Raw genomic sequence first — 26065 nt, 5'->3', positions numbered from 1 at the left:
GGCTTGAATAGATCCGATTCATTGCTGCATAGATAACAAGTTTCAGAATCTGACGCGGTGTTGCCTGATTTTTTCTGATCCTGCCGTAAGTTTTATACAGTTCAGAAAGGTCCATTTCCTCCACAAAGGCACTTACCAGACGAACCGGATCATCAGATGGAATAGAAATCTCTAAATCTAGCGGAAGTTTGATTTGATAATACAGAGAAAATGAGGTATAATCTCTCTGTATTATTTTGTTTAGTAGCATAAACTAATTATACCACAAGCGCCGGGCTTTTCGAAGTCCGGCGTTTTGTGTTGAATATAAAATGAGCTGCCGCACGTTATAATGAAAAAAGCGGAGCAAAGGTCAATTAATAGTTTTGTGTTGAATATAAAATGAGCTGCCGCACGTTAGTGCGACAGCCCCTGTTAACTTGTGGATGAGTTTTTTCGGGTAATTTAATTAATTGTTATGAACCAGTTCTACAATACGGTCGGTTGCGTGTCCATCACATGCAGACATGAATTTTTCTCTGAATGCATGGACTTCAGCTTTGTCAAAACGAGTATCAAGATTCTGGATATAATCAATGATCTCTTCTGTTGAGGTAACGATCGGGCCTGGGGTGAGTTCATCGTAGTTGTAATAGAAACCTCTCCAGTCAAAGTAATTATCCAGATCGTAAGCGTAGAAGATCATTGGACGTTCAAACAGAGAATACTCAAAAATCAGTGATGAATAATCGGAAATACAGATATCACTGACGCAAAGCAGCTGTTCAATATCAAGATCTTTAGTAATATCCATTGCAAAGTCCTGGCATTCTTCCGGAACTATCGGGCGTTTTTTTACAAGAGGGTGATGTTTGAGAAGAAGAACATATTCATCACCAAAAGCCTCTTTCATAGCCGGGATGTCAAGGCAGTCAGGTGTTTTTGCTTTAGCAACACGTCCGCGGAAAGTTGGAGCATATAAAATGATTTTTTTATCGCGTGCCTGTGGGCATACGGCATAAACCTGTTCTTTGGCATCTTCTATGAAATCTTTGTCATAGAATACATCTGTACGGCTGACACCAGCAGGAATAACCTGTGTATCGGTTCCGTCAAGATTCATAGCTTCTCTGTAAGCCCAGATAATTTCAGGACTGCTTACAGATACATAAGTGATATTTCTGTAGTTTGGATATCTTTCCTGATTTTTGCGGTTATCGCCAAAGATCAGATCAGCAGTACTCATACCGAATTTTTTGAAAGCACCACATGCATGCCATAACTGGAATACAACAGTTTCCTTACGCATAGGAACACAGCTGGTTATATTGCAGCCGTCATTGAGGAATACATAATGTGCATCGGAAATGTCTTTGAGCATTTCAATACAGCGGCCAATATAAGCCCATCTGTTAGGTGAGATATTCTGGATGTACTGTACATGAACATCGTAGCCTTCGGCAATAAGACGGTCATAAACAAGCTGATATGCACTGACGATCTTTTTGTAACGGATTTCAACGAAAACTACTTTTTTATCCTGAATCTCTTTACCGCGTGCGCTGCGCTTGTATGTCATTGGAAAAACAAAACGCAGCATAATATGCTTACGCGCTTTTTTGTAAAACTGGGTCACTTTTTTGGGAAGTGCCTTATAAATTTTTTTCAATATTTTTTTGAATATTTTTTTCATATGCTAATTTTCCCCTTTTTCCCATAGGATTATATACAGTGAATCTGGCTAACAGTTGTGAACCAAATCCATAATTCGATCAGTTGCATGTCCATCACATGCTGACATAAATTTTTCTCTGAAGGCATGAACTTTGGCTTTATCAAAACATGTGTCAAGATTCTTAATGTAATCAATGATCGCTTCTGTCTCAGCAACAACAGGGCCTGGAGTAAGTTCGTCATAATCATAGTAAAAACCTCTCCAGTCAAAATAATCATTCAGGTCATAAGCGAAGAAGATCATCGGGCGTTCAAATAATGAGTATTCAAAGACCAAAGATGAATAATCGGAAATGCAGATATCACTTGCACAGAGAAGCTGATCAATTTCCAGCTTTTCTGAGATATCCAGTGCAAAATCTTTGCATTCGTCAGGGATATCAGGACGTTTTTTTACAAATGGATGATGTTTGATCAGAAGGATGTATTCATCACCCAGTGAATCCATCATAGCCTGAATATTCAGCTGATCGGGACCTTCTGCTTTGACAACACGACCGCGGAAAGTTGGAGCATAAAGGATGATTTTTTTGCCGCGTGTCTGTGGGCATACGGAATAAACGGTTTCTTTAGCTTTTTTGATGAAATCTTTATCATAAAAAACATCTGTTCGGCTGATTCCGGTAGCAACAATCTGGGTATCAGTACCTTTTAAATCCATGGCCTCTTCATAAGCCCAGCTGATTTCAGGACTGCTTACTGTAACATAAGTCTGATTGCGGTAATAAGGAAATTTTTCCTGATTTTTTCGACTGTCTCCGGAGATCAGGTCAGCAGTACTCATACCGAATTTCTTAAAAGCACCACATGCATGCCACAGCTGGAAGATTTTGCTTTCTTTGCGAAGAGGAATACAGCTTGTAATATTGCATACATCGTTCAGAAAAATATAATGTGCATCGGAAATATCTTTCAGCATACGCAGGCAGCGGCTCATATAAGCCCAACTCCCCTGCTGGAGACTGAGAAGATATTCTTCGTGGATTTCATATCCTTCTTTTTTCATACGTTTATAGACAAGCTGAAAAGAATCAGTAATCTTGTCAAAACGGGTTTCAATGAAAACAACTTTATTTTTGTTTAATTTTTTAGTAAGTGTAAAAAATTTGTAAGTGAATGGGTAAACAATATGAAGTATTATAGTTTTGCGAGCTATTCGGTAGCCTTTTGTAACGCGGGAAGGCAATGCCTCATAGATCTTTTTTTTTATATTCTTCATTAGGTTAATTCTCCCATATCATTACTGTTTTTCCCATGATTTTATGAATATCGGCTTCAAAAGCAGTGGTGATATCCTGGATACTTCTTACATTAAGCTCTGCGCCGACGATTTTTTCCAGCTGGTTGACTACGTCCGGATTCTCACGGTACAGATTAATAAGTCCCTGGAAATCGCTGCGGCCGCTGCGGCTGCTTCCGAAAATGCGGAGACCTTTTTCCAGAACCATTCGTGTATTGATAGGAGCAAGGTCCTCGGATACACCCATGATGGAAATGGTACCTTCAGGGTTAATATAGTCAATGATCTGATTGATCGCTTTGGATGAGGCAGCACCGCCTACACATTCAAATGCGTGATCCAGATGAAGATCATCTGGAATGTCTGAGATCAGATAAGTGTCATCTGCAAATGAAAAATCGTGCAGTTTATATTCGTTAACACCAAAAACACAGATTCTGGTATCCGGAAGGATGGTTTTCAGGAGAAGGGATGTGATATATCCCAGGTTTCCATCGCCCCATACACCGATCACATTTCTGCGCTCGTGTGAGAATCGTAAAAATCTCTGGATCGCATGGTAACTTACGCTGACGATCTCTGTGAAGGCAGCTACAGAAAGATTGATATCTTCCGGAAGTACAACAAGACGGTCAGGTTCCATGCTGACATATTCCTGCATAAAACCGTCAAATCCGCTTGCACGGAATTTGCTGCTGCGAAGATAGTTTTCTGCGATGATATCGTCTTTTTCAAAAGGTGTATTCGGGATCATTACCACAAGAGTTCCCTCTTTAAATTCACCGGTAGGATCGAATACAACACGTCCGATCGCTTCGTGGATCAGTGCCATCGGGAGTTTCTTTTTAAGAATATTTTCCGCACGGAGTCCCTGATAGTAACGCTGGTCAGCGTTGCAGATGGACAGACGGATAGGATGGACGATCACATGGGAATCATCCATAGTAATATCTTTGAAAACCAGTTCAAACTGACGTGGTCTGACTAAACGATAAACTGATGTTAACATTTACTCGCCTCCCATTAAAGATTCTGCCATACGGATATCAGATGGATAAGTGATCTTGATGTTGGTAACATCGCCTTCTACAAGCTTAACCTGCTCGCCTTTAAGAACCATAATTTTGCAGGCATCTGTAAGAATCTCTTTCTCCTGATCTGTCATATTTAAGTAAATGTCACGAAGTTTTTTTGCACGGAAAGACTGAGGAGTCTGTCCCTGATACATTGTGGAACGTTCCGGGATAGAGCTGATACAGGTGTGATCTTTGCTCTCTACGATGGTATCTGTTGCAGGGATCACAGTATCGCATGCACCGTATTCCATAGCAGCTTCGATGTTCTCCTCGATCATGCGGTGAGAAACAAAAGGACGAACAGAGTCATGCGTTACAATAACGGTCTCATCATTAAGACCGAAATTTTCTTCAATATAACGGATTCCGTTCATGATGGTTTCATTTCTTGTGGAACCGCCCTCAATAACTGCGAGATTAGAGCTGTTTGGAATATATTTGCGGATCAGATCCTTGGTATGGGAGATCCATGCTTTAGGAGACAGGATGATAATCTTGTCAAATGCAGAATGAATTGCAAATTTTTCAATGGTGTGGATGATGATTGGTTTTTTGCCAATCTCCATAAACTGTTTCGGGCGTTCTACGTTGCCCATTCTTGTACCTTTGCCGCCGGCAAGGATAATACCAAAAACATTATTAGCCATATAGGGTTTACCTCCTGTTATCTGTTTTCTTGATATAGTTTATAATTCGTTTTGTTGAGTGTCCGTCACAAGATGCCATATATTTATCATAAAAGTCTGTATAGACTTTATTAACGGAAGAATGAAGAAGATCTTCATCTGTTAATATCTGCAGCAGCTGTTCAAGGTTCTGTGCACGCAGGCCTGGAAGTGTGTTGTAATCCAGATAAAATCCACGGTTGTCCAGATATTCATCAAGATCTGGAACAAACAGAACAAGCGGATGTTTGTAGATCATTGCATCAAAAAGGATCGAAGAATAATCTGTGATCACAACGTCTGCTACAGGAAGCAGTTCCTCGGAAGAGATGCTGCAGTTGGTTCCTTCTATATGAGCCTGTGTATGCGGATGCAGCTTAATGATAAAATAATGGGTATCCTTCAGCTGGTCTCTGGCATGAAGGATGTCATCGAGGCCTTTTACACTGGCAATACCTGGATTTCCACGAAAAGTCGGAACCCAGAGAACGATTTTTTTGCCCTGTGCATTAGGATACTGAGAAAAAAAATGATTTCTGCAGGCCTGATTAAATGTATCATTGAAATACAGATCTGTTCGGCTGACTCCAACAGGACGAACTGCTTTTTCCGGAAGCCGCATGGCACTGGAAAAAGGTTTCACACAGATTTGGGAGCTGACAGTTACCAGATCGCAGTTGGCCAGAACATTTCCTTTATAGTAGGAAGGAATATCTGCGCTTGTGTCGTAGCCAAACTTTTTGAATGCACCACAGGCATGCCACAGCTGTATGACGCTGGTTTCCTTACGTTTCCGACAGGATGCTGCAGGAAGAAAATTATCGCAGATGATGACAGTTTCTGCTGTTGCATATTTCTTCATGAAACAGGCCATATTTCGGAAAATTCCAAGAACAGAACAGGAACTGTTGTTCCAGTATAACTCTGTGATCTGAAGCTCAGGATGCTGCATAAGTTCATCCTTAATAGCCAGCATGCTGAATGGAATTTCATCATGGTGAGCATCGGCCAGGATCACAGTATTTGGAATGACCGGCTTTACAGCATAGATGTTATATATAACTGGAAGGATCACCTGCTGAAAGATCATTTTTATGATTTGTTTTACCCGAAATATCATTTACTGATCCTCGTTTTCTCGGATTATATATTTTTTGTTTCAAAAATTTTACATAAATTAACCAATAAACTGCGAAGCAGTTATTCGGTTATGAGCAAGTAGCGAATGCGGATTGCGAATATCCACTTGCTTAATGCCTGTTGCAGTATAACATATTCTGCATTGAATCACAATGATTGTTTCTCTCGTTTACAGTGATTTCAGCACGTTTACAAGCCGTGTATTATCCTCCGGCATCATAATGCAGAATCTGACATATTCGCCTTCCAGGCACTGGAAGGAGGAGCAGTCGCGAATCATGAGTCCCTGGCGGATGCAGGCTTCGAAAACATTGTAGGATGTGAGGCCTTCTTTCCGGATCCTGAGAAGGATGAAGTTGGCATAAGCCGGATAGACTTTGTAAGTTGGAACTTTTTTTAATTCGGAGATTATTCTGACACGTTCGGACAGGATCAGTTCTCTTGTGTTTCGGATGTATTCTTCATCCTGAAGCATGATTTCTCCTGCAAAAGCACCAATGCTGTTTAATGACCATGGTGTCTGTTTCTCACGCATTTTTGCGAGGAAGTTCATGTTTCCGGTGATTCCGTAGCCAAGGCGCATTCCAGGTGCTGCGAAGAATTTTGATACACCGCGGAGTACCATGAGATTGGTAAATTCCTGTGTAAGGGGAACGGCTGTGATAGCATTGATATCCGGGGCAAATTCCACGTAAGTTTCATCAATCATTACGAAGATGTTTTTTTCCGCACAGAAACTTATGAGCTTGCGGAGATCTTCCTTTGAAATGGCAGAAGATGTTGGATTGTTGGGATTGCAGAGGATAAGAAAATCATAGCCCTGAGTAAGCTTTTTGCAGAGATCCGGAATATCCGGCCCGAAATCATTATTCTCCTGAAGATGATAATATTCCTGTGTACTTCCTGAGAAAGAGAGTTCTCTGGAATATTCGGAGTAGGTCGGGCCAAGGATCAAAGTGTGCTTTGGTGCTCTTTCTTCAATAAGAAGGGAGATCAGTTCACTGGAACCGTTTCCTGGAAGTATAAAATCAGCCGGGATCCTGCAGTAACGGGAAATCGTATTGCGAAGAGAAGTGTATTCTCTGTCCGGATAGGAAGAAAGAAGATCAACGTGTTCTGCAATTGCTTTGCTGGCTTTCGGAGATAATCCGAGAGGATTGACGTTTGCGCCGAATTTGACGATGTCTTCTTTTTTTAAATTATAATAGCTGCAGATTTTTTCTATATCACTTCCGTGAAAAACGGGTTTTGTGTCCATGTTCGGTCACCTCATTTGTTTATTTTTTTCATTTAAAAAGTAATTCCAGTATACACCAGAATTCTTTTCAAAGAAAGGCAGGATAGTAATTTTCTTTGCTATCTGATAAAATGTGATTATGAATAATTATGCGGAGATAATGGTTTTATAACCGCAGAAATACAGGACATCCGTGAAAAAAGGAGACAGATGAGATGAAGGCAGAAGAGAAAAAAATTGCAGTGATCGGAATCGGCGGTGTTGGTGGATATGTGGCAGGGATGCTGGCGAGAGCATATCCTCATGTGACAATGGTGGCACGTGGAGCCAGAGCGGAGAGTATCCGGGAGAAGGGGCTTGTGCTGCACAGTGATTATAAAGGTGAGATCATTGCAAGGCCGGAGCGGGTAGTTCCAGTCTGCAATATGGGACGGCAGGATTATATTTTTATCTGTGTAAAAAATTACTCTCTTGCAGAGGTGTGCGAGAGTATCCGGGATATGGTTACAGAGGATACGGTGATCATTCCGGTAATGAATGGTGTTGATCCGGGAGAAAATATCCGTACGCTGATCGGCAAAGGAACGGTGGTAGACTCTCTGATCTATACGGTGGCTTTTGCAAATGAAGATTTTTCCATTTCTCAGCAGGATACATTTACATGGCTGTGTATTGGAATCAAAAATGCGGATGAGAAGCAGAGGGAGAAAGTTGCGGAAGTTGCAAAGATCCTGAAAGGTGCAGATATTGATTATAAAGATGAGGGGGATATTGAGGTAGAGATCTGGCGGAAATATATCCTTAATTGCGCGTTTAATGTGATGACTGCTTTTTATGACAACACGATCGGAGAACTGCGAAGTGATCAGGTGAAAGCACAGCAGTATGAAACTCTTGTGTGGGAAGCTGCGAGTGTAGGACGTGCCAAGGGTGTGGCTTTGACAGATGAGCATATCAATGAAGTGATCCATAAATTCCGCCACGTGCATGCAGATAATGCCACAAGTTCTCTGCAGAGAGATTATCGAATCTGTAAGAAACAGACAGAGCTGGAGACTTTCAGTGGATATATTGTGAAAGAGGCTAAACGTCTGGGCGTGGAGATTCCTTTATCTGAAAAAATGTATCAGGGACTGAGGGAGATGGCAGAGAAATTCTAATGGAAAATCCGGACTGCTGCTCACAAAATGAATCGTGACAAATCCAGATATATTTTCACCGTAAAGTTGGACTTTTTTGTGGTGTATTTTTGGCGGGTTTGGTACAATGGAATCAAAGGAATATGTCTGGTGAATATCCGCGCAGCTATTGTCCAGATATTTCACATTAAATACACCGGAAGGGGGAAGCAGAAATGAAAAAAACACTCGCAATCATTGTTGTCGTGATCCTTGTACTGGCAGGTGGACTGGCTGTCAGCTATAACGGACTGGCAGGAGACAGAGAATCGGTAGATACAGCGCAGGCCGATGTTGAGAACATGCTGCAGAGGAGGGCGGATCTGATCCCGAATCTTGTCAGCACAGTAAAGAGTTATGCGAAACATGAGACGGAAGTTTTTGACAAGGTTCTGGAAGCCCGCAGCCAGCTGATGGATGCAGATACTATGGAAGAGAAAGCGGATGCAGATCAGCAGGTGGAGAGTGCACTGAATGGCCTTAAAGTTGTAGTGGAGAATTATCCTGAGTTGAAGAGTGATACAACTTATGTCAGCCTTATGGATGAGCTGTCCGGAAGTGAGAATCGTATTTCAGTAGCAAGAAAAGATTATAATGATGCTGTGAAATCTTATAATACGAAGCTCGTGAAGTTCCCGGGAAATATTCTGGGTTCAGTCTTTGGGTTTGAAAAGGCGTCGTATTTTGAAGCTAGTACTTCTGCCCAGGAGACTCCTGACGTAGGAGAGATGCTTGCCGACTGATAAGCTGTACTGTAATGGGGGAACAGCCTATGAAAAAAATACGCAGATGGATGGCAGCACTGCTGATTTTTACAATGGTGTTGTCTGGAAATATTCTGGTAGTTCACGGTGAGATCCCGTCTGCCACGAAAGAATTTTATGTGAATGATTATGCAGGAGTTTTCAGTGATTCCTGGAAAGAGACATTGTGTGAAGCAGGAAAACAGCTTCATGATGATACAACTGCCCAGCTTGTAGTGCTTACTGTTGATTCCACTGATGGGGAGGATATCAGTGATTATGCAGTTGAAGTGGGACGTAAATGGGAAATTGGATCAAAAGACAAGAATAATGGAGTTCTGGTTGTACTTTCCGTTTCTGATCGTAAAGTTTGGATCGCTGTCGGATATGGCCTGGAAGGAAAGCTGCCGGATGCGAAGACAGGACGGCTTCTGGATGAGTATGCAGTTCCTTCCTATAAAGAAGATAATTTTGAAAAAGGTACTGTGCAGCTTTATTATGCACTGTTAAATGAAATTCGTGATGAGTATGGGCTGCAAGCAGTGACAGTGCCGGAATACAAGGAAGCACAGGCAGAAGCAGATGAAGAGGATGAAGGAAAACCGTGGGAAATCGCCCTGGGATTATTACTGATCGTTCTGATCATGGCGGGGGCGTATCTGGGGTTTGTTACGATTCCTGTATTTATTTTTGTAAATTTTGTATTACTTTTGAAAGGTCTTCTTTGGAAAATCCAGGGAAAGGATGTGTCGGAATACTGGAAAAAGAATTTCAGTAAGATGATAGTTCTGCATCGTTTGTTTAATTCTCTGTTTCCGCTTAGCTGGTTACTTAACCGAGGCGGAAAAGGCAGCAGTGGTGGAAGCAGTATGGATAATAACGATGACTATGATTATGACAGCAGTTATGACAGCGGAGATTCCGGTAACGGAGGAAGCTTCGGAGGTGGCGGAGCAGGACGTGATTTCTGAATTGACAAAATTTCTCAACTTTGCTATAATGACGAAAATCAATTCCGTGAGGGAGTAATTCGCGTGTAAACGTGGTTTGTCAACATACTGGTGTGCGCACCTGGCAAATCTTAAAGAATGAGACTCATGTATACTTTATTTCTATTGTGGAGATAAGGTATACGTGGGTCTTTTTTTTGTCATAAGAAATATCTTCTGACCGGACACATATGAAAAGGAGAAAAAGAGATATGTTGTTATTTATGAAAGTGCTCTTTACCCAGTTTATTGCGGAAATGGGCGATAAGACACAGCTGATGCTGGTAGCGATGACTTCCAAATTTAAGCTGAAAGACATTCTGCTTGGAACAGGTGTTGCGATCCTGGTTCTTAACGGATTGGCAGTTCTGGCAGGTGGTCTTGTCAGTACAGTAGTTCCTACCTGGCTGATCCGGCTGATCGCAGGTGCGGCATTCTTGTTTTTTGCAGCGACTACTTTAAAGAGTGACGATGATGAGGAAGAGAATGTAAAAGACCGAAAGATCAAGTTCGCACCGCTTTCTGTGTTCTGTACATTTTTTGTTGCTGAACTTGGTGATAAGACACAGCTCACAGCGATCACTTTTGGAGCGAATGAGGGCTTAAGTGCTACTGTTGTTGTATGGCTCGCCTGTTCCCTGGGACTTTTTGCTGCGGATGTGATCGGACTTCTTATTGGTTATCTTCTGAAGAGCAAGGCACCGGAAGGAATTCTCAATACGGTTGCATTTTTTATTTTTTCCATTTTCGGAATCCTGACTCTGAGACAGGGATTCGGCCTTCGGCTTGGCGCGGAATCATCCAGGATACTGCCTCTGACTGTAGCTGTTACTGTTGTATTTGTGGTTGTCTGTCTTGTGATTTATAAGAAGCGTAAGAAGGTTGAAGGGTAAAGAAGGATAGTAATAAAGTAATACGTAAGTGTATAGAGATCATTTGTAAAGACATACCTCGAAATCCCCCGGCATACACTGTAAAAAAGCGTCTTCGGAGGCTTGGCAGTGAAGGATTATATAGAGGAACGTGCAGTTGAGATCGCAGGGTATATTATTGAAACAAAGGCTACGGTGAGGCAGGCGGCAAAGAAATTTGGGATCAGTAAGAGTACGGTACATAAGGACTGTGTGGAACGTTTGAAGGTGATCAATCCGGGAATGGCTGTGGAGGTTCGTAAAGTGCTGGACTTGAACAAACAGGAGAGACATATCCGCGGGGGGCTTGCGACCCGGGAGAAGTATCTGCATGCGCGAAATTAAGTTGACATACCTGTTGAGTTGTGCGAATATTTGTATATAAGTGCGAATTGCAAAGTTATTGTGTTCATAAGCATACAACGGAGCAATGCAACAGGATGCGAATGGCTGTTTTGCCTGCATTGAATTATAACACAAAGGAAAGAGAGGACTTTAATATGCTGAAACAGTTGTCCATATACGCAGAGAATAAGAAAGGCGTTATGCAGAATATCACAGGGATCCTGAAGGATGAGGACATTAACATTCTGGGATCTGTCACCAATGACAGTGCTGAGTACGGAATCGTAAGAATGGTAGTTTCTGATCCGGAAAAAGCAAAGGAGGCTCTGATCGGTGCCGGTTATCTCTGTCATGTTATTGAGGTGATCGGAGTAGAAGTAGAAGATAAAACAGGAAATCTCAATGATCTTCTTCTTACACTGAAGGACAGTAACGTAAGTGTGGATTATCTGTATCTCTCTTTTAATCGTGATTCCGGCAAGCCGATCATGGTATTCCATACAGAAGATATCATGGAAGTAAGAGAATGCCTGAAATCCAGAGGATACACTGTTTTATAGGAATAAAACGATCATGTTCAATTATTAATGAATTCTATATTATAAAAACTAAATATTAATTTTACAAATAAATATGATCATGCTATCATATAACCATAATAGTTCTTAACCTGTATCAGCCACCTACGGATATGCGAGTATCCGACATAAATACAGGGCAGAACTAAAAAACTCATCACATAAAGTTAATAATTACACCCATGAAGGATCCTGTGGATCAGCGTACACAGGTTACTTCAGAAAAAAGCTGTTATATCGGCGGAGTTTTCTGTATCTCCAATGGTATGGTAGCTTTTTTCTTTATGTAATATTCAGTCAAAAATTTCGCAGTATTTTCACAAACACGTGATACATTATAGGAAGTGTTATAATACATTTCGAATATAGATAAGCGCAGTGCCTTTATGAGCAAGTAGCGAAGCGGATTGCGAATATCCGCCTGACCTGAATGCGGATGGTGAATATCTGCCTGACGACTGATAAGAATCGACGGAAGAGGAAATACAATGAAATTATTGAAAAAACGAAATCACAGAAGCGAAATCCCGGCCTGGGTTTATATCCTGGCATTTTTGTTTCCGGTAATCATATTTACAGCTGGTTTTGCCCTGAAAGGCGTGTATCCCTTTGGGGAGGCGTCAGCACTTGTGGTAGACGGTGTCCACCAGTATACAGCTTTTTATAAAGAGCTTGCCAGTCAGCTCGGAAAAGGTCTGGGATGGATTTATTCTTCACATGCCATGGGATACAATTTCTATGGCTTATTCTGTTATTATCTCTGCAGTCCGTTCAGTTTACTGGTCCTTCTGCTGATGAAATTCTTGTACGTAAACGAAGCCGTGACAGCTGTGATCCTGATCAAAGTGGGATTTTGCAGCGTGTCCATGGCATGGTATTCCGGAAAAAAATATCCTGGCAGAAGCAGCATGACAGTCTCTCTCGGCTGTATGTACGGCCTGTCTAATTTTATGCTGGGCTATTACAGTAATGTGATGTGGTTTGACTGCATTATGATGCTTCCGGTGCTGGCATATTTTATAGAACAGTTTGTATATACCGGAAGATGGAAAAGATATTGCCTGGTGCTGGGGTACTGTATTCTGACCAGCTATTATATGGGATTTATGCTGTGTGTATTTGCAGCACTTTATTATCTGGCCAATCTCATTATTATGGCGGCGACGGAACCGGACCAGCGCGGAGCTGGGATTTTTTATTCACTGCGGACGTTCGCGGGAGCTTCCATTGCGGCTGCAGGTCTTGCAGGAATTACGCTGATCCCCGGAATCATCGCAGTTTCCAGAACAGCTGCAGCAACAGAGGCCGGAAGCGGACTGAGCGGTGTTTACGGAGATCTCTGGAGGCAACTTGGCGCGCTTATGGAAGATTCCCTGTCTTTTGTGAAATCGGGCGAGCAGGGAGATGTGAACCTTTACTGTGGCTGCGCGGTGCTGCTTTTTGCAGGACTATATTTATTTAACAAAGAGATCCGAATTGTGGAAAAAATCGTGCTGATTTTGCTGATTGTTTTATATTTTGCAGGGTTCCATGTAACGATGTTAAATCTCCTTTTTCACGGGTTGCATAAGCCGGTGGGAATTCCCAACAGATTTGCTTTTGTTCTGGTGTTCCTGCTTCTCAGAATGACCGGTGATGCCTGGGGAAAAATATCTGTACAGAACAGAAAAGGGCTTTTTGCAGGGCTGGCAGCAGCAGAAATATTTTGCACAGCTGTAGGGATCCTGAGTGGGAAAAACAGAGAAATTTTATTCTCAGCCGGTGCTGTTGCACTGATGTTTTTACCTGTGTGGACGGAATGCTTTATTTGTGGAAAACTTCCGGAAAACCGTTTCGGATGTGTGGAAATCCGAAAAGTATGCAGCTGTATACTTATGCTGCTAATCCTTGCAGAAACCGGAATCCACGGGCTTGTAAGCATTACAGATAACGGAACAGCCAGTCGTGATATTTATGTGGAAAGCGAGCAGGAAGTTAGTGAACTTATGGATTCTGTAAATGCAGATCAGGTAAATTACAGAGCTGCTATTGTGAATCCGCTGGTGAGAAATGAGGAACTTCTGTATCAGCTTAATGGAATTTCAATGTATTCATCTACCAATACGGAAGACATGTGGGATTTCGTGAAAAACATGGGTTTTGAAAATCTGGAGAACCGTTATCAATATGCAGGTGCAACAGAGGCAATGGATATGCTTCTTGGAATCCGTTATCTGATCTGCCGGAATACAAGGACGCTGAACACATCCTATCAGAAGATGGGAGAAAGTTTGTCTTTTGACCTGTATGAAAATCCCCGTGCGCTGAAAGCCGGATATATGGTCAGTGATTCTGTTGTGGACCATGCAATGTCAGGCACTAACTCAATGGAAGTACAGAACCGGCTGATCAGTGGCATTGCAGGGAAAAGACTCTATAATCTGAAGACAGTCAGCTCTGAGACAACACTTACCGGAATGGCAGCCTTCAATATCTGTCTGAAAAAAGACGAGCATGGATATCTTTACATTCCGGGAACAGAGCCGGATACAGTTACGATCAACGGGCAGGAGCAGAAGTCAGATTACTGGAATAATAATTTTCTGGATCTTGGAACTTATGATACAGAAACAATCGTTCATATCACTGCAGATTTCGGTATACACGAAGCTGTTCTCGGAACTTATCAGGAGACGGATCTGGATGAAATCTATGAAAAGCTTTCCTTACAGCAGATGGATCTTGAAGGAGGAAAAGGGAACATAACTGTGCAAAGGGACGGTATACTTATGATCAGCAGTTTTTACGATCCGGATATGCAGATCTATGTAGATGGAAAAAAAGCGGAAACACTGAACTTGCAGGGACTTACCGGGGTGAAGCTTTCAGCAGGAGCACATAAGATTGTTATGAAGTATCATACACCTGGGGGTTGGATTGGAGCAGTTCTTTCTATATTAATGGTATTTGTGCTGGGAATTATAGAATATGCAGGAAACAGAAAGCGGAAAAATTACGGGAGAAGGAGATATTTTACCTGGATACAGTAGATGAACAGAAAAAGACGTGATATACTTCCAGGAAGGAGCGGAGGCCATAGCGGAAAAATCAGCTGGTTCAGACTGTGTGGTACTGAATGGCTGGGAACAGTTAGCAGGCAGATAGAGAGTGATCTGTCTGGAAGAAAGGGAAATATCATGGAAAAACTGTGGAAAAGACTGGAGATGCAGATGGTACAGTCTTACGAGGGTATGGTAAAGGAAAACTCCGATGTGACGGTGTGGAACCGGGCGTTTGAGACGCTGGCAGAGATCGTTGAGCATGGCCGGAAAAAATACGGGGATTTCGCACAGGAGCTTTTTATCCTGGATGGAAGCACGGATTTTATGTTTGATCTGAAGGTTTGGCTGGATGATTACATGGAGTTTCTGGAACAGGAAGAAGAGCAGGAACAGCTGGAAAAAGTATGCAGAAAACTTCTGAAGCTTTTTGCATGGGAAAAGGTATCGCCGTCTGATATACGGTTCCGCCTGGCATCATCTATGCTGTCTTTAAATAAGAAAAAAGAGGCAGGGGATTTCTGCGAGAGATGGTATGGAGAGGATGAGAATGACCCGGCTGCGGCAGCTGCACTGATTTATGCCTGGATCGCAGACAGACGGTATAAAGATGCACAGAAGGTTGTGGATTTCTGGATGGATAAAGAAGGCGGTTATACAGAGGAAAATGCAGAAGTTTTTGGAGCAGCAGCTGTTTTGCAGAATGTTTTTCCGGGGAAGGGGAAAGACAAGGTTCTGGAAGTAAAAGTGTCATTTTCGCAGGGTTGTGACATCTATGAAGAAAATTGCGCTGAACCCCTGTAAAATCAGTAAAAATTCTTTATAAAACACCTTGACAAGCCCTGTATTTACGGTCTATAATGAGCAAGCGTGCGAATGAAACGTTATATTTTCGCATGCCGTAATTTGTAAATAGCAACCGCAAGGCCCCATGGGAAAGCCCATGGAGAAATAAATCGGGAGGTGAAATGGAATGCCAACATTCAACCAGTTAGTAAGAAAGGGCCGTCAGACAGCTGTTAAAAAATCTACAGCACCGGCTCTGCAGAAAACATACAACTCTTTAAGAAAGAAAGCAGTTGATCAGGCTGCTCCACAGAAACGTGGTGTTTGTACTGCTGTTAAAACAGCTACTCCTAAAAAGCCTAACTCAGCTCTTAGAAAGATCGCCAGAGTTCGTCTTTCCAACGGTATCGAGGTAACAAGTTATATTCCAGGAGAGGGTCACAACCTTCAGGAGCATAGCGTTGTTCTTATCCGTGGAGGAAGAGTTAAGGACTTACCTGGTACAAGATACCACATCATCAGAGGTACTCTTGATACCGCAGGTGTCGCTAACAGAAAACAGGCTCGTTCCAAATACGGAGCTAAGAGACCTAAAGTTAAAAAATAATTTTTGTAGATCAGAAATCTACGCCGCTTCCTGATTGCAGATAATCAGGAGGATTACAAAGATATTATTCATCTAATGTATTACAGCGGAAGACTATAAGGATTTGTACGGTATTCCATATACCCTGTCGGTTGCGGGTTAAATATAGGACCTTACCAGTGCGAACATGCAATAGTTTTACTGCGTGAGTACCGATGATATAATCAATATGATTAAGGAGGGAAGTAACGTGCCACGTAAAGGACATACTCAGAAAAGAGACGTTCTGGCTGACCCGATGTACAATAACAAAGTGGTTACCAAGCTTATCAATAACATCATGTTAGACGGTAAGAAAGGTGTTGCTCAGAAAATTGTATACGGTGCATTCACCAGAGTAGAGGAAAAAGCTGGTAAACCAGCAATTGAAGTATTTGAAGAGGCTATGAACAATATCATGCCAGTTCTCGAGGTAAAAGCAAGACGTATCGGTGGTGCTACTTATCAGGTTCCGATCGAGGTAAGAGCAGACAGACGTCAGGCACTTGCTCTTCGTTGGCTTACAATGTTCTCACGTAAGAGAGGCGAGAAGACAATGGAAGAAAGACTGGCTAATGAGCTTCTGGACGCAATGAACAACACAGGTGCATCCGTTAAGAGAAAAGAAGACATGCACAAGATGGCTGAGGCAAATAAAGCATTTGCTCACTATCGCTTCTAATTCGAGGAGGAAAATTCATTGGCTGGAAAAGAAGGAAGAGAATATCCATTAGAGAGAACCAGAAATATCGGTATCATGGCGCATATCGATGCTGGTAAAACAACTCTTACAGAGCGTATTCTTTATTACACAGGTGTTAACTACAAGATCGGTGATACTCATGAAGGTACAGCGACAATGGACTGGATGGAGCAGGAGCAGGAGCGTGGTATCACAATCACATCCGCTGCTACAACATGTCACTGGACTCTTGAGGAGAACTGCAAGCCAAAGCCAGGTGCTCTTGAGCATCGTATCAACATCATTGATACACCAGGACACGTAGACTTCACTGTTGAGGTTGAGCGTTCCCTTCGTGTACTTGATGGTGCTGTCGGCGTTTTCTGTGCTAAGGGTGGTGTTGAGCCGCAGTCAGAGAACGTATGGCGTCAGGCTGATACCTACAATGTACCTCGTATGGCATTCATCAACAAGATGGATATCCTTGGTGCAAACTTCTACGGTGCAGTAGAGCAGATCAAGACTCGTCTTGGTAAAAACGCTATCTGCCTTCAGCTTCCGATCGGAAAAGAGGATGACTTCAAAGGAATCATCGATCTTTTCGAGATGAAAGCATACATCTACAATGATGAGAAGGGTGATGACATCTCCATTACTGATATCCCGGAGGATATGCAGGAAGATGCAGAACTTTATCATACAGAGCTGATCGAGAAGATCTGCGAGCTGGATGATGACCTCATGATGGAGTATCTTGAGGGAGATGAGCCTTCTGTAGACAAGCTGAAAGCTGTCCTCAGAAAAGCTACATGTGAGTGTACAGCAGTACCGGTTTGCTGCGGTTCCGCTTACAGAAACAAAGGTGTTCAGAAACTTCTGGATGCAATCCTTGAGTATATGCCGGCTCCTACAGATATCCCGGCTATCAAGGGTGTTGACCTTGACGGCAACGAAGTTGAGAGACATTCATCTGATGATGAGCCGTTCTCCGCTCTTGCATTCAAGATCATGACTGACCCATTCGTAGGAAAACTTGCTTATTTCCGTGTTTATTCAGGAACAATGAACTCCGGTTCTTATGTACTGAATGCCACAAAAGATAAAAAAGAGCGTGTTGGACGTATTCTTCAGATGCACGCTAACAAACGTATGGAGCTGGATAAGGTTTACTCCGGTGATATCGCTGCAGCGATCGGATTCAAATTCACTACAACAGGTGATACAATCTGTGACGAGCAGCATCCGGTAATCCTTGAGTCCATGGAGTTCCCGGAGCCAGTTATCGAGCTCGCGATCGAGCCTAAGACAAAAGCTGGACAGGGCAAACTTGGTGAGGCACTTGCTAAGCTTGCTGAGGAGGACCCGACATTCCGTGCTCATACAGATCAGGAAACTGGACAGACCATTATCGCTGGTATGGGTGAGCTTCACCTGGATATCATCGTTGACCGTCTTCTTCGTGAGTTCAAGGTTGAGGCTAACGTTGGTGCACCTCAGGTTGCTTACAAAGAGACAATCACCAAGCCTGTTGATGTAGACAGCAAGTATGCTAAACAGTCTGGTGGTCGTGGACAGTATGGTCACTGTAAAGTTAAATTCGAGCCTATGGATGCCAACGGAGAAGAGCTGTACAAGTTCGAGTCCACAGTTGTTGGTGGTGCTATTCCGAAGGAATACATCCCGGCAATTGGCGAAGGTATCGAGGAAGCTATGAAAGCTGGTATCCTCGGAGGATTCCCGGTAGTTGGTGTACATGCAAATGTATACGATGGTTCTTACCATGAAGTCGATTCTTCTGAGATGGCATTCCACATTGCAGGTTCTCTTGCATTCAAGGATGCTATGCAGAAAGCAGCTCCGATTCTTCTTGAGCCAATCATGAAGGTCGAAGTTACTACACCAGAGGATTACATGGGTGACGTTATCGGTGATATCAACTCCCGTCGTGGACGTATCGAGGGTATGGAAGATATCGGCGGCGGTAAGATGATCCGTGGATATGTTCCGCTTTCCGAGATGTTCGGATATGCTACAGACCTTCGTTCCAGAACACAGGGACGTGGTAACTACTCTATGTTCTTCGAGAAATATGAGCAGGTTCCGAAGTCTGTACAGGAGAAGATCCTTTCCAAAAAGGACTGATCTGATATAAAATAATAAAATGCTTGCAAATAACCTTGGTTTGCAATATAATCAAGGTTAGCAAGTTTAAATCTGAAAAAATGCTCTAATTTTGATAGAGCCAAGTTTTAAGGAGGACATTTTAAAATGGCAAAGGCTAAGTTTGAGAGAACAAAACCGCATTGTAACATTGGTACCATCGGACACGTTGACCATGGTAAAACAACATTAACAGCAGCTATCACTAAAGTTCTTGCAGAGAGAGTTCCAGGAAACGTAGTAGAGAACTTTGAGGATATCGATAAAGCTCCAGAGGAAAGAGAGCGTGGTATCACAATTTCTACAGCTCACGTTGAGTATCAGACAGAGCGTAGACATTACGCACACGTTGACTGCCCAGGACATGCTGACTACGTTAAGAACATGATCACAGGTGCAGCTCAGATGGATGGTGCTATCCTTGTTGTTGCTGCTACAGACGGTGTTATGGCTCAGACTAAAGAGCATATCCTTCTTTCCCGTCAGGTAGGTGTTCCTTACATCGTTGTATTCATGAACAAATGTGATATGGTAGACGATGAGGAGCTTCTTGAGCTCGTAGAGATGGAGATCCGTGATCTTCTTTCCGAGTATGACTTCCCAGGAGATGACATTCCGGTTATCCAGGGTTCTGCTCTTAAAGCTCTTGAGGATCCGGCTGGCCCATGGGGAGACAAGATCATGGAGCTTATGGATGCTGTTGATGAGTACATTCCGGACCCACAGCGTGACACAGATAAACCGTTCGTAATGCCTGTAGAGGACGTATTCTCCATCACAGGACGTGGTACAGTTGCAACTGGTAGAGTTGAGGCTGGTGTTCTTCACGTATCTGAGGAAGTTGAGATCGTTGGTATCAAAGAGGAGACTCGTAAAGTTGTTGTAACTGGTATCGAGATGTTCCGTAAACTTCTTGATGAGGCTCAGGCTGGTGATAACATCGGAGCACTTCTTCGTGGTGTTCAGAGAAACGAGATCGAGCGTGGACAGGTTCTTGCTAAACCAGGAACACTTACATGCCATACAAAATTCACAGCTCAGGTTTACGTTCTGACTAAAGACGAGGGTGGCCGTCATACACCATTCTTCAACAACTATCGTCCGCAGTTCTATTTCAGAACAACAGACGTAACAGGTGTTTGCAACCTTCCAGAGGGAACAGAGATGTGCATGCCTGGAGATAACATCGAGATGACAATCGAGCTGATTCATCCGATCGCTATGAGCCAGGGTCTTACATTTGCTATCCGTGAAGGTGGACGTACTGTAGGATCAGGACGTGTTGCTACAATCATCGAGTAATCGTTAATTAGTATAACATCCTAATTTAATATATATTGAGTACCGCAAGGTACATTGTGTCCAAACGTAAGATACCCCGGAACCGTAAGGTTTCCGGGGTTTTTCTGTTGGGTGGAAAGTAAAATCATCTATGAATTTTCAATGCGGAGATTAAAGGAAATTTATCAATAAGACTAAGTAAAGATAAATTTAAAATTGAAAAATAAGACCAGCGGTGCCAAAACGGTGCCAAAAAAACTCCTGCGAATGTTTGCTATTCACAGGAGTAATTTTTTTACCAGCCTTTGATCTGTTTGATCTGTTCAGCACGTTCCGGATCACGATGATATTGCAGTTTCAGACGGATTGTTACCACAATATCCAGCTTTTAAAAGATGACAAGGAGCAGGCAGTTAAAGATAAAGAGGAAGCTGAGAAGTGTGCGGAAAAAGCCGAGAAAGATCTGCATAGCCTGGAAGAACGCAGAGAACGGTTACAGCCGGTAATGGATAATGTCAGCAAAGAAATAAAGGAATATGGAACAGTGAAAACTCTACTTCCAGAAGCTGGTGCATTGGAACGTGCAACAACCTACCGGGATAAGAAAATAAAACCACTGTTTACTCAGGTGAAAAATAAAATTGCTGCGATGGCTGCACAGGTTAAAGAACTTGCCGAAGAAGTAGAAAAATGGAAACACAAATATCAGAAAACAAAGCAAGCATATAACCAAATACAAAGAGAGTTAGATGCAGTGCGTGAAGAAAAAGAGCAGTTATTTGATGAAAAACAACAATTGCAGGATGTTTCTGATAGATATGACCGGGTAGTGCGTGTTCTTGGAGAAAATGCTGTAGATGATGCGGTACAACAGGATATACAGGAGCAGAAGGCATTAGAAGAAAAGCGACAAATGGAGCAAATGCCAACAGGAAGTATTCACGAAAGACTTGCCTGGGGAGCCAGAAAGAGCAGTCGGAAGGCTGCTCTTTGGCAATCTAAGAATAGAGTTTTGGGATAGAATATGATAAAATGTAAGAGATAAATCGGTATTTAACGAGGAGGTAATGATTATGAGTAGAAATATAAAAGGTGGTTTTTTAACATTAAGTAGTGTTGTTGGTATTGTAGGAATGATAATAGCGGCAATGCAAAATCCAGCAACTGCATGGGTAACGCCACCTGGAAGAATGATTATAAGTATTTTAGAAAATGGATTATTGATTCCTACGGTTTTATTCCTTGTTCTTTTTATTTATGGATTGTATATTCTCCTAACGGAGAAAAACGATTGAGCAATACCGGTTTGTCGAATTAAGAAAACCGGTATTTGTGGAGGAGGAATTCTGTAATGAGATTTTTTGAAAATACCCGTAAGCCACAAGGCTTCGGCGGAAAATTGATGACGAAGATGATGAACAGCGGTCACGCCAAATTATCGCAATGGGGATTCTCAAATATCTCCACGAAGTCTGATGCTGAAGTTCTTGACGTCGGCTGTGGCGGCGGAGCAAATATTGCGGTCTGGCTTGATAGATGTAGAAATGGCCACGTGACAGGAATGGATTATTCTGAGGTTAGTGTGGCAAAATCTCAAAAATTGAACGCCCTCGCCATTAAACAAGGGAAATGTAATGTAGTTCAAGGAGATGTATCTGCTATACCCTTTTCTGACGCGACTTTTGATTATGTTTCTGCCTTCGAAACAGTTTACTTTTGGCCAGGATTAGTAAAATGCTTTTCCGAGGTCAACCGTGTGCTGAAAAGCGAAGGCATATTCCTGATTTGTAACGAGAGTGACGGAACGAATGCCGCAGATGAAAAATGGACAAAGATGATCAATGGTATGAAGATTTACACATCTAAACAACTTGTTGCCGCTTTGAAAGAAGCGGGTTTTACAGAGATCAAAACGTATTCAAATGCAAAAAATCATTGGATAAGTATTGTTGCAACGAAATAGCCAAATTCCAGTTGATATTTCACATATTTTAGGAAATTTAATAACTGTTATATTTAATTATCAAATTCTTCGCAAACCCTTGAAAATACTAAGTTTGTAGCAAGTGAGCTTTCCCTTACTCTTTCCCTTGTGTTATATTCTCACATTGGTTTTCATGAACCTTAATATGGGAAAAAATAAGGGAAAGAAAATTTCATAACACAGTATAACAATAACGACATGGTGAACTGATTGAAATGTTTTCGATATTTAACTCTATAACTGATTATTAAAAGAAAATGGAGATAAGATACGATGAGAACAATTTATGCAGAATACAACATAAATCACGATAGTATTGATGTTTACACAAGTGCCGGATATATGCTTCGCATTGATTGCTGGAAAGCTGAAAAAAATCTAAAAACCACATACGGATCAGAATGTGCGCTTACTTCATTGGCTGTGGATGAGCCTTTGGAATATGCAAGATTATATCTTGAGGGTAATTTACAGATGTGGGTAGATGCAGAAGACTCACTAGAGTTATAATCCTTATCCATATAAATAATATGCAAATATATATCCCATCAATATAGCGAATATACTGAAATAAAAGTATCTTTATAATCAATTTTAACCAAAAGAATATGTTCTTAGAGGAGGTGTCTCCCGAAAGAACATATTCTTCTATTATGGGTAATTATAAATATAGAACATGCTTTTCTTGTGCTACAATTTCTTCACTATGAGTTACAACAATAACTGTTTTTCCCTGTTCACTTAACTCATGCAATATATTCATAACAATCTCACTATTTTTTTTGTCTAAGGAACCAGTTGGTTCGTCTGCTAATACAATCGAACATTTCTTTAGCATTAAACGAGCTAACGCAACTCTCTGCTGTTCGCCACCAGATAATTGATAGACTTTTTTGTTAATTACTTTCTGTAAACCAACTTTTTCAAGAGCTTCATTTATTGAAATATCCGTTCTACCTGATTTTTTTATTATTTCTAGATTTTCTTTTACTGTTTTGTTTTCCAAAAGGGCAAAATTTTGAAATAAAAATCCAACAACTTCTTTGAAATATTTCTGCTTTTTTCCTTTTTTTGCCACATCAAAACCATTCACAATAATAGAACCTTTGTCAGGAGTTTCAATACCTCCAATCATATTAAGTAAAGTACTTTTTCCGCATCCACTTTCGCCACTAATTACCAAAAAACGGCTATCTGGAATTTCCAAATGAAAATTTTTGAACAAAATTTTATCATTATATGCTTTGCATAGATTTTCAATTGTTATCATAAGCAACCTCCTTTTAATGATTTCGGTATGTTTGTTTTTTCAACAATTGTGATATTAAAGAAAATAATTGTAAATTCTATTAGTGCCATAAATGAACTAACAAGAATGCTAATTCCTACTTCAGTCTGTACCGATAATAAAGAATAGATAAGCATACCTACTAATATCACAAAATTTTCCACTACAATCATTTTAAGAAGTGTTTTGTGCCGTTCAAATAAACTATATCCAAAGATTTTCATCAAGGAAATTTTCATTGCATTTTCTCGGAACTCTAGTCTACTTACTGTAACAATAATCATAATATTTAAAAGCAATACAATCGTACAAAGAGAACTTAAAAATCCCACGAGTTTTATTAAAAATGTGTGATTATATAAATACTGTTCATGTACGTTTGTAATTACTAGCTGATAATTTCCAAGCATATCTTCATACTTTTTGCTGATATTTCTTAGCTGTTTTTCATCACATTGAAATAAAACTGCTCCTGCTTTATAGCTTTCAAGATACCCACCATTGACTGCTAAATCTTTGTTTGCCTGATAAATAATTATCGGATTTTTGCTTTTTTCGATACCATTTATTCTACTTGTATCTAAATAGGAAAAGTATTCTGTTTCGCTATACTCTATGTACTGAATATTTAATTGTTGTAAATTATCATGATTTAAAACATGGCTCAAGGAGTCATAGGCTAATTGCTTGTTTTTAGCAAAATATCTATTCTTTGGAATGAAAATAATCAAATCAGAAGATTCATTCTCTACTGCATTTATCTGCTTCGTAAAACCTTGTAACATATCTTTTGCATGATTATTTACATATATCACATCATTTTTATCATTTAAAATATTCAAGCATATTACAGGCTTTAATGTGTTATATTCATTCTTGTATAGTTTATTCCAAAAAGCTTCTTCTTTTTCAGCATTAAAATCAGTAGTCTTTACGGTAAAATAATTTGCATCATAATATTCTTCTAACAAATGTTCATTTGTAAATAGGTTATTATGAATACTACTAATATTAGTGGTAATTGTAAAAACAGCGGCTACCCCTGCTATAAATTTTAACGAATAAATTAAAAAATCCACTCCTCTTTTGTGTGTTGCATTTGCGAATGCCTTTCTAATATCAAAAAAGCAAAAAGAACAATATGGAATAGTGGAAAGAATAATTCCAATGGAATATAAAATTGTGACGAGTCTATTCTCATATGCTCCCGATATATAATTTGACAGCAATATTTTTGCAACAATAAATAATGCAATGTCAAAAGTTACATCGAATAAAGCAGCCTTAAATGCTATGAAACCAGCACTTTCTCCTAAGGAAACTCGTACAACAACCTCTTTTTTTCGCCTAACCACTTCAATTACATTTAGAACAATCATCAATGCAATAATCATACCCCATATAATAAAAATCATGTCCTTTTCCGTAGAATTCCAATATTCTGGATAAGTTAAGCTATATTTTTCTGATAATTTCTGATATGCAGAGATAATATTGTCCTCATTTCCTATGTATGAGATAAAGTTTTCATAACCCACAGAGGTACTTTGCAATTCTGAGAGATTATGAAATTTTACTTTCGTAATTCCGGAAACTAAAGCGGTATATTCTGATTCTTCTATGTTTGCAGTATTTTTTAATGTTTGTCTGATTACTTTATCATCGCCATAAATATGAAGTGTTGAAAGGTATTTATTATTGATTTCATTGTACTGAGAAAAAATATGTACATCATTCTCCGTTGCAGTTTCTGATACATCTTTCAGAAACTGCGACATATCTTCACTAGCAACTTCATAGCGTGATGACGTAAAATATGCTGTAGAAAAGTTCCAAAGCTGATCTTGAAATATTTCAGATTGCATAAGTATTCCAAAAATCAGGAAACAAAACAAACATAAGTTTTTAATTGCTTTCATTTATTTCAACCCCAGATTCCATACTTTATTTGCTTTTTCAAATATCGTAGTCAATATTGTGCTATTTTCATCAACAATCCATTGATCTTCTTGATCTTCAGCTTTTTTGCTACTTGACAACATAATTTGAGTATTCAAATCCTTATAGTCATTAAATAGCACGCCTTGACTTATTCCTTGGTGAAATGGTTTTATCCAAATAATTAGTGCATATCGAACATCTGACTCAGCTATCGCAAGATTTCCATTCCAAAGCAAATAATCAGGGACAGACACACTATACTGGAATCCATCTTTATCTGTGTAAATTTTTACTCCAGATTCTTCTATTTCAGGGAAGTCTTTCTGAAATTCGTTATATGGTTTATAACTCCCGAAGTACCAAAATAAATTATAGCAACAGAACAAAATAACCAAAACAATTCCTATATATTTTATTTTTTTCTTCATTTATATACACTCCACAAAAAAGAGTGGTTGGAATTCC

At 40.6% G+C, this 26065-nt stretch carries 25 protein-coding genes and 1 pseudogene; 16 read left to right on the top strand and 10 right to left on the bottom strand.

The window, feature by feature from the left end; genetic code table 11:
• The 7 genes and pseudogenes from BLP57_RS18075 to BLP57_RS13245 all read right to left on the bottom strand — a co-directional run.
• Positions 1–250: pseudogene (locus tag BLP57_RS18075) on the bottom strand (IS5/IS1182 family transposase); the annotation flags it as partial.
• Between the two features lie 198 nt (positions 251–448).
• Positions 449–1648, bottom strand: coding sequence for a CDP-glycerol glycerophosphotransferase family protein (locus tag BLP57_RS13270; protein ID WP_242872631.1), 1200 nt, complete (start codon positions 1646–1648; stop codon positions 449–451).
• 72 nt (positions 1649–1720) lie between these two features.
• Positions 1721–2932, bottom strand: a complete 1212-nt coding sequence (locus BLP57_RS13265) for a CDP-glycerol glycerophosphotransferase family protein (protein ID WP_092072338.1) — start codon at positions 2930–2932, stop codon at positions 1721–1723.
• 4 nt (positions 2933–2936) lie between these two features.
• Positions 2937–3962 (bottom strand): ribitol-5-phosphate dehydrogenase, encoded by a 1026-nt coding sequence (locus BLP57_RS13260; protein ID WP_092072335.1) that lies wholly within the window; start codon positions 3960–3962, stop codon positions 2937–2939.
• A complete protein-coding gene (locus BLP57_RS13255; RefSeq protein ID WP_092072332.1) occupies positions 3963–4676 on the bottom strand; it encodes an IspD/TarI family cytidylyltransferase in 714 nt (237 codons plus the stop codon). It lies immediately after the preceding gene.
• Positions 4677–4683: 7 nt separating this feature from the next.
• Entirely contained in the window at positions 4684–5814 is a 1131-nt protein-coding gene (locus BLP57_RS13250; RefSeq protein ID WP_092072329.1) for a CDP-glycerol glycerophosphotransferase family protein, read from the bottom strand.
• A gap of 189 nt (positions 5815–6003) precedes the next feature.
• Positions 6004–7092: a pyridoxal phosphate-dependent aminotransferase gene (locus BLP57_RS13245; RefSeq protein ID WP_092072326.1), complete on the bottom strand. Its 1089-nt coding sequence runs from the start codon at positions 7090–7092 to the stop codon at positions 6004–6006.
• A gap of 194 nt (positions 7093–7286) precedes the next feature.
• Here BLP57_RS13245 and BLP57_RS13240 point away from each other — a divergent pair, with 194 nt between their 5' ends.
• The 16 genes from BLP57_RS13240 (at position 7287) to BLP57_RS13165 (ending at position 22881) form a co-directional block, all read left to right on the top strand.
• Positions 7287–8231 (top strand): ketopantoate reductase family protein, encoded by a 945-nt coding sequence (locus tag BLP57_RS13240; RefSeq protein WP_092072325.1) that lies wholly within the window; start codon positions 7287–7289, stop codon positions 8229–8231.
• Between the two features lie 194 nt (positions 8232–8425).
• Positions 8426–8992: a LemA family protein gene (locus tag BLP57_RS13235; protein ID WP_092072322.1), complete on the top strand. Its 567-nt coding sequence runs from the start codon at positions 8426–8428 to the stop codon at positions 8990–8992.
• Positions 8993–9021: 29 nt separating this feature from the next.
• The gene (locus BLP57_RS13230) at positions 9022–9963 is read left to right on the top strand and encodes a TPM domain-containing protein (RefSeq protein WP_175442987.1); all 942 of its coding nucleotides are present in this window, start codon (positions 9022–9024) and stop codon (positions 9961–9963) included.
• A 230-nt stretch (positions 9964–10193) separates the two neighbouring features.
• The gene (locus tag BLP57_RS13225; RefSeq protein ID WP_092072316.1) at positions 10194–10874 is read left to right on the top strand and encodes a TMEM165/GDT1 family protein; all 681 of its coding nucleotides are present in this window, start codon (positions 10194–10196) and stop codon (positions 10872–10874) included.
• Between the two features lie 108 nt (positions 10875–10982).
• Positions 10983–11237: a sporulation transcriptional regulator SpoIIID gene (spoIIID, locus tag BLP57_RS13220; RefSeq protein WP_092072313.1), complete on the top strand. Its 255-nt coding sequence runs from the start codon at positions 10983–10985 to the stop codon at positions 11235–11237.
• Between the two features lie 155 nt (positions 11238–11392).
• Positions 11393–11797: an amino acid-binding protein gene (locus tag BLP57_RS13215; protein ID WP_092072347.1), complete on the top strand. Its 405-nt coding sequence runs from the start codon at positions 11393–11395 to the stop codon at positions 11795–11797.
• Between the two features lie 506 nt (positions 11798–12303).
• Entirely contained in the window at positions 12304–14844 is a 2541-nt protein-coding gene (locus BLP57_RS13210; RefSeq protein ID WP_092072309.1) for a YfhO family protein, read from the top strand.
• Positions 14845–15657 (top strand): hypothetical protein, encoded by an 813-nt coding sequence (locus tag BLP57_RS13205; protein WP_092072306.1) that lies wholly within the window; start codon positions 14845–14847, stop codon positions 15655–15657.
• A gap of 169 nt (positions 15658–15826) precedes the next feature.
• Complete coding sequence (gene rpsL / locus BLP57_RS13200; RefSeq protein ID WP_015526360.1) at positions 15827–16246, top strand: 30S ribosomal protein S12; 420 nt, start codon at positions 15827–15829, stop codon at positions 16244–16246.
• 229 nt (positions 16247–16475) lie between these two features.
• Entirely contained in the window at positions 16476–16946 is a 471-nt protein-coding gene (gene rpsG, locus BLP57_RS13195; protein WP_059086633.1) for a 30S ribosomal protein S7, read from the top strand.
• A gap of 18 nt (positions 16947–16964) precedes the next feature.
• Complete coding sequence (gene fusA, locus BLP57_RS13190; RefSeq protein ID WP_255363785.1) at positions 16965–19088, top strand: elongation factor G; 2124 nt, start codon at positions 16965–16967, stop codon at positions 19086–19088.
• Between the two features lie 126 nt (positions 19089–19214).
• A complete protein-coding gene (gene tuf, locus BLP57_RS13185; RefSeq protein ID WP_015526359.1) occupies positions 19215–20408 on the top strand; it encodes an elongation factor Tu in 1194 nt (397 codons plus the stop codon).
• 250 nt (positions 20409–20658) lie between these two features.
• Complete coding sequence (locus BLP57_RS13180) at positions 20659–21408, top strand: hypothetical protein (protein ID WP_242872630.1); 750 nt, start codon at positions 20659–20661, stop codon at positions 21406–21408.
• 52 nt (positions 21409–21460) lie between these two features.
• Positions 21461–21682, top strand: a complete 222-nt coding sequence (locus tag BLP57_RS13175) for a hypothetical protein (protein WP_044960621.1) — start codon at positions 21461–21463, stop codon at positions 21680–21682.
• 56 nt (positions 21683–21738) lie between these two features.
• On the top strand, positions 21739–22350 hold the full coding sequence (locus BLP57_RS13170; RefSeq protein ID WP_021650335.1) for a class I SAM-dependent methyltransferase: 612 nt from the start codon (positions 21739–21741) through the stop codon (positions 22348–22350).
• A 294-nt stretch (positions 22351–22644) separates the two neighbouring features.
• Positions 22645–22881: a DUF6061 family protein gene (locus BLP57_RS13165; protein ID WP_004843528.1), complete on the top strand. Its 237-nt coding sequence runs from the start codon at positions 22645–22647 to the stop codon at positions 22879–22881.
• Positions 22882–23032: 151 nt separating this feature from the next.
• Here BLP57_RS13165 and BLP57_RS13160 read toward each other — a convergent pair whose 3' ends face one another.
• The 3 genes from BLP57_RS13160 to BLP57_RS13150 are packed head-to-tail and all read right to left on the bottom strand — an operon-like array spanning position 23033 to position 26028.
• Entirely contained in the window at positions 23033–23641 is a 609-nt protein-coding gene (locus BLP57_RS13160; RefSeq protein ID WP_005608342.1) for an ATP-binding cassette domain-containing protein, read from the bottom strand.
• A complete protein-coding gene (locus BLP57_RS13155; protein WP_005608344.1) occupies positions 23638–25578 on the bottom strand; it encodes a DUF1430 domain-containing protein in 1941 nt (646 codons plus the stop codon). Before BLP57_RS13155 ends, BLP57_RS13160 begins: the two co-directional genes overlap by 4 nt.
• A complete protein-coding gene (locus tag BLP57_RS13150) occupies positions 25579–26028 on the bottom strand; it encodes a hypothetical protein (RefSeq protein WP_004843525.1) in 450 nt (149 codons plus the stop codon).
• Positions 26029–26065: the final 37 nt, after the last annotated feature.

Source organism: Blautia sp. SF-50, assembly GCF_900101315.1.
Taxonomy (GTDB): domain Bacteria; phylum Bacillota; class Clostridia; order Lachnospirales; family Lachnospiraceae; genus Blautia_A; species Blautia_A fusiformis.
This window is presented reverse-complemented; position numbering and strand designations above follow the sequence as displayed.

Excerpts from the sequence above, each read along its gene's own strand:
- BLP57_RS13265 (WP_092072338.1), bottom strand. The coding sequence starts at position 2,932 with ATGAAGAATATAAAAAAAAAGATCTATGAGGCATTGCCTTCCCGCGTT.
- BLP57_RS13160 (WP_005608342.1), bottom strand. The coding sequence starts at position 23,641 with ATGATAACAATTGAAAATCTATGCAAAGCATATAATGATAAAATTTTG.
- BLP57_RS13215 (WP_092072347.1), top strand. The coding sequence starts at position 11,393 with ATGCTGAAACAGTTGTCCATATACGCAGAGAATAAGAAAGGCGTTATG.
- tuf (WP_015526359.1), top strand. The coding sequence starts at position 19,215 with ATGGCAAAGGCTAAGTTTGAGAGAACAAAACCGCATTGTAACATTGGT.
- BLP57_RS13205 (WP_092072306.1), top strand. The coding sequence starts at position 14,845 with ATGAACAGAAAAAGACGTGATATACTTCCAGGAAGGAGCGGAGGCCAT.
- BLP57_RS13155 (WP_005608344.1), bottom strand. The coding sequence starts at position 25,578 with ATGAAAGCAATTAAAAACTTATGTTTGTTTTGTTTCCTGATTTTTGGA.
- BLP57_RS13235 (WP_092072322.1), top strand. The coding sequence starts at position 8,426 with ATGAAAAAAACACTCGCAATCATTGTTGTCGTGATCCTTGTACTGGCA.
- BLP57_RS13165 (WP_004843528.1), top strand. The coding sequence starts at position 22,645 with ATGAGAACAATTTATGCAGAATACAACATAAATCACGATAGTATTGAT.
- BLP57_RS13225 (WP_092072316.1), top strand. The coding sequence starts at position 10,194 with ATGTTGTTATTTATGAAAGTGCTCTTTACCCAGTTTATTGCGGAAATG.
- BLP57_RS13210 (WP_092072309.1), top strand. The coding sequence starts at position 12,304 with ATGAAATTATTGAAAAAACGAAATCACAGAAGCGAAATCCCGGCCTGG.
- BLP57_RS13255 (WP_092072332.1), bottom strand. The coding sequence starts at position 4,676 with ATGGCTAATAATGTTTTTGGTATTATCCTTGCCGGCGGCAAAGGTACA.
- BLP57_RS13260 (WP_092072335.1), bottom strand. The coding sequence starts at position 3,962 with ATGTTAACATCAGTTTATCGTTTAGTCAGACCACGTCAGTTTGAACTG.
- BLP57_RS13230 (WP_175442987.1), top strand. The coding sequence starts at position 9,022 with ATGAAAAAAATACGCAGATGGATGGCAGCACTGCTGATTTTTACAATG.
- BLP57_RS13170 (WP_021650335.1), top strand. The coding sequence starts at position 21,739 with ATGAGATTTTTTGAAAATACCCGTAAGCCACAAGGCTTCGGCGGAAAA.
- BLP57_RS13250 (WP_092072329.1), bottom strand. The coding sequence starts at position 5,814 with ATGATATTTCGGGTAAAACAAATCATAAAAATGATCTTTCAGCAGGTG.
- BLP57_RS13240 (WP_092072325.1), top strand. The coding sequence starts at position 7,287 with ATGAAGGCAGAAGAGAAAAAAATTGCAGTGATCGGAATCGGCGGTGTT.
- BLP57_RS13175 (WP_044960621.1), top strand. The coding sequence starts at position 21,461 with ATGAGTAGAAATATAAAAGGTGGTTTTTTAACATTAAGTAGTGTTGTT.
- rpsL (WP_015526360.1), top strand. The coding sequence starts at position 15,827 with ATGCCAACATTCAACCAGTTAGTAAGAAAGGGCCGTCAGACAGCTGTT.
- BLP57_RS13245 (WP_092072326.1), bottom strand. The coding sequence starts at position 7,092 with ATGGACACAAAACCCGTTTTTCACGGAAGTGATATAGAAAAAATCTGC.
- BLP57_RS13150 (WP_004843525.1), bottom strand. The coding sequence starts at position 26,028 with ATGAAGAAAAAAATAAAATATATAGGAATTGTTTTGGTTATTTTGTTC.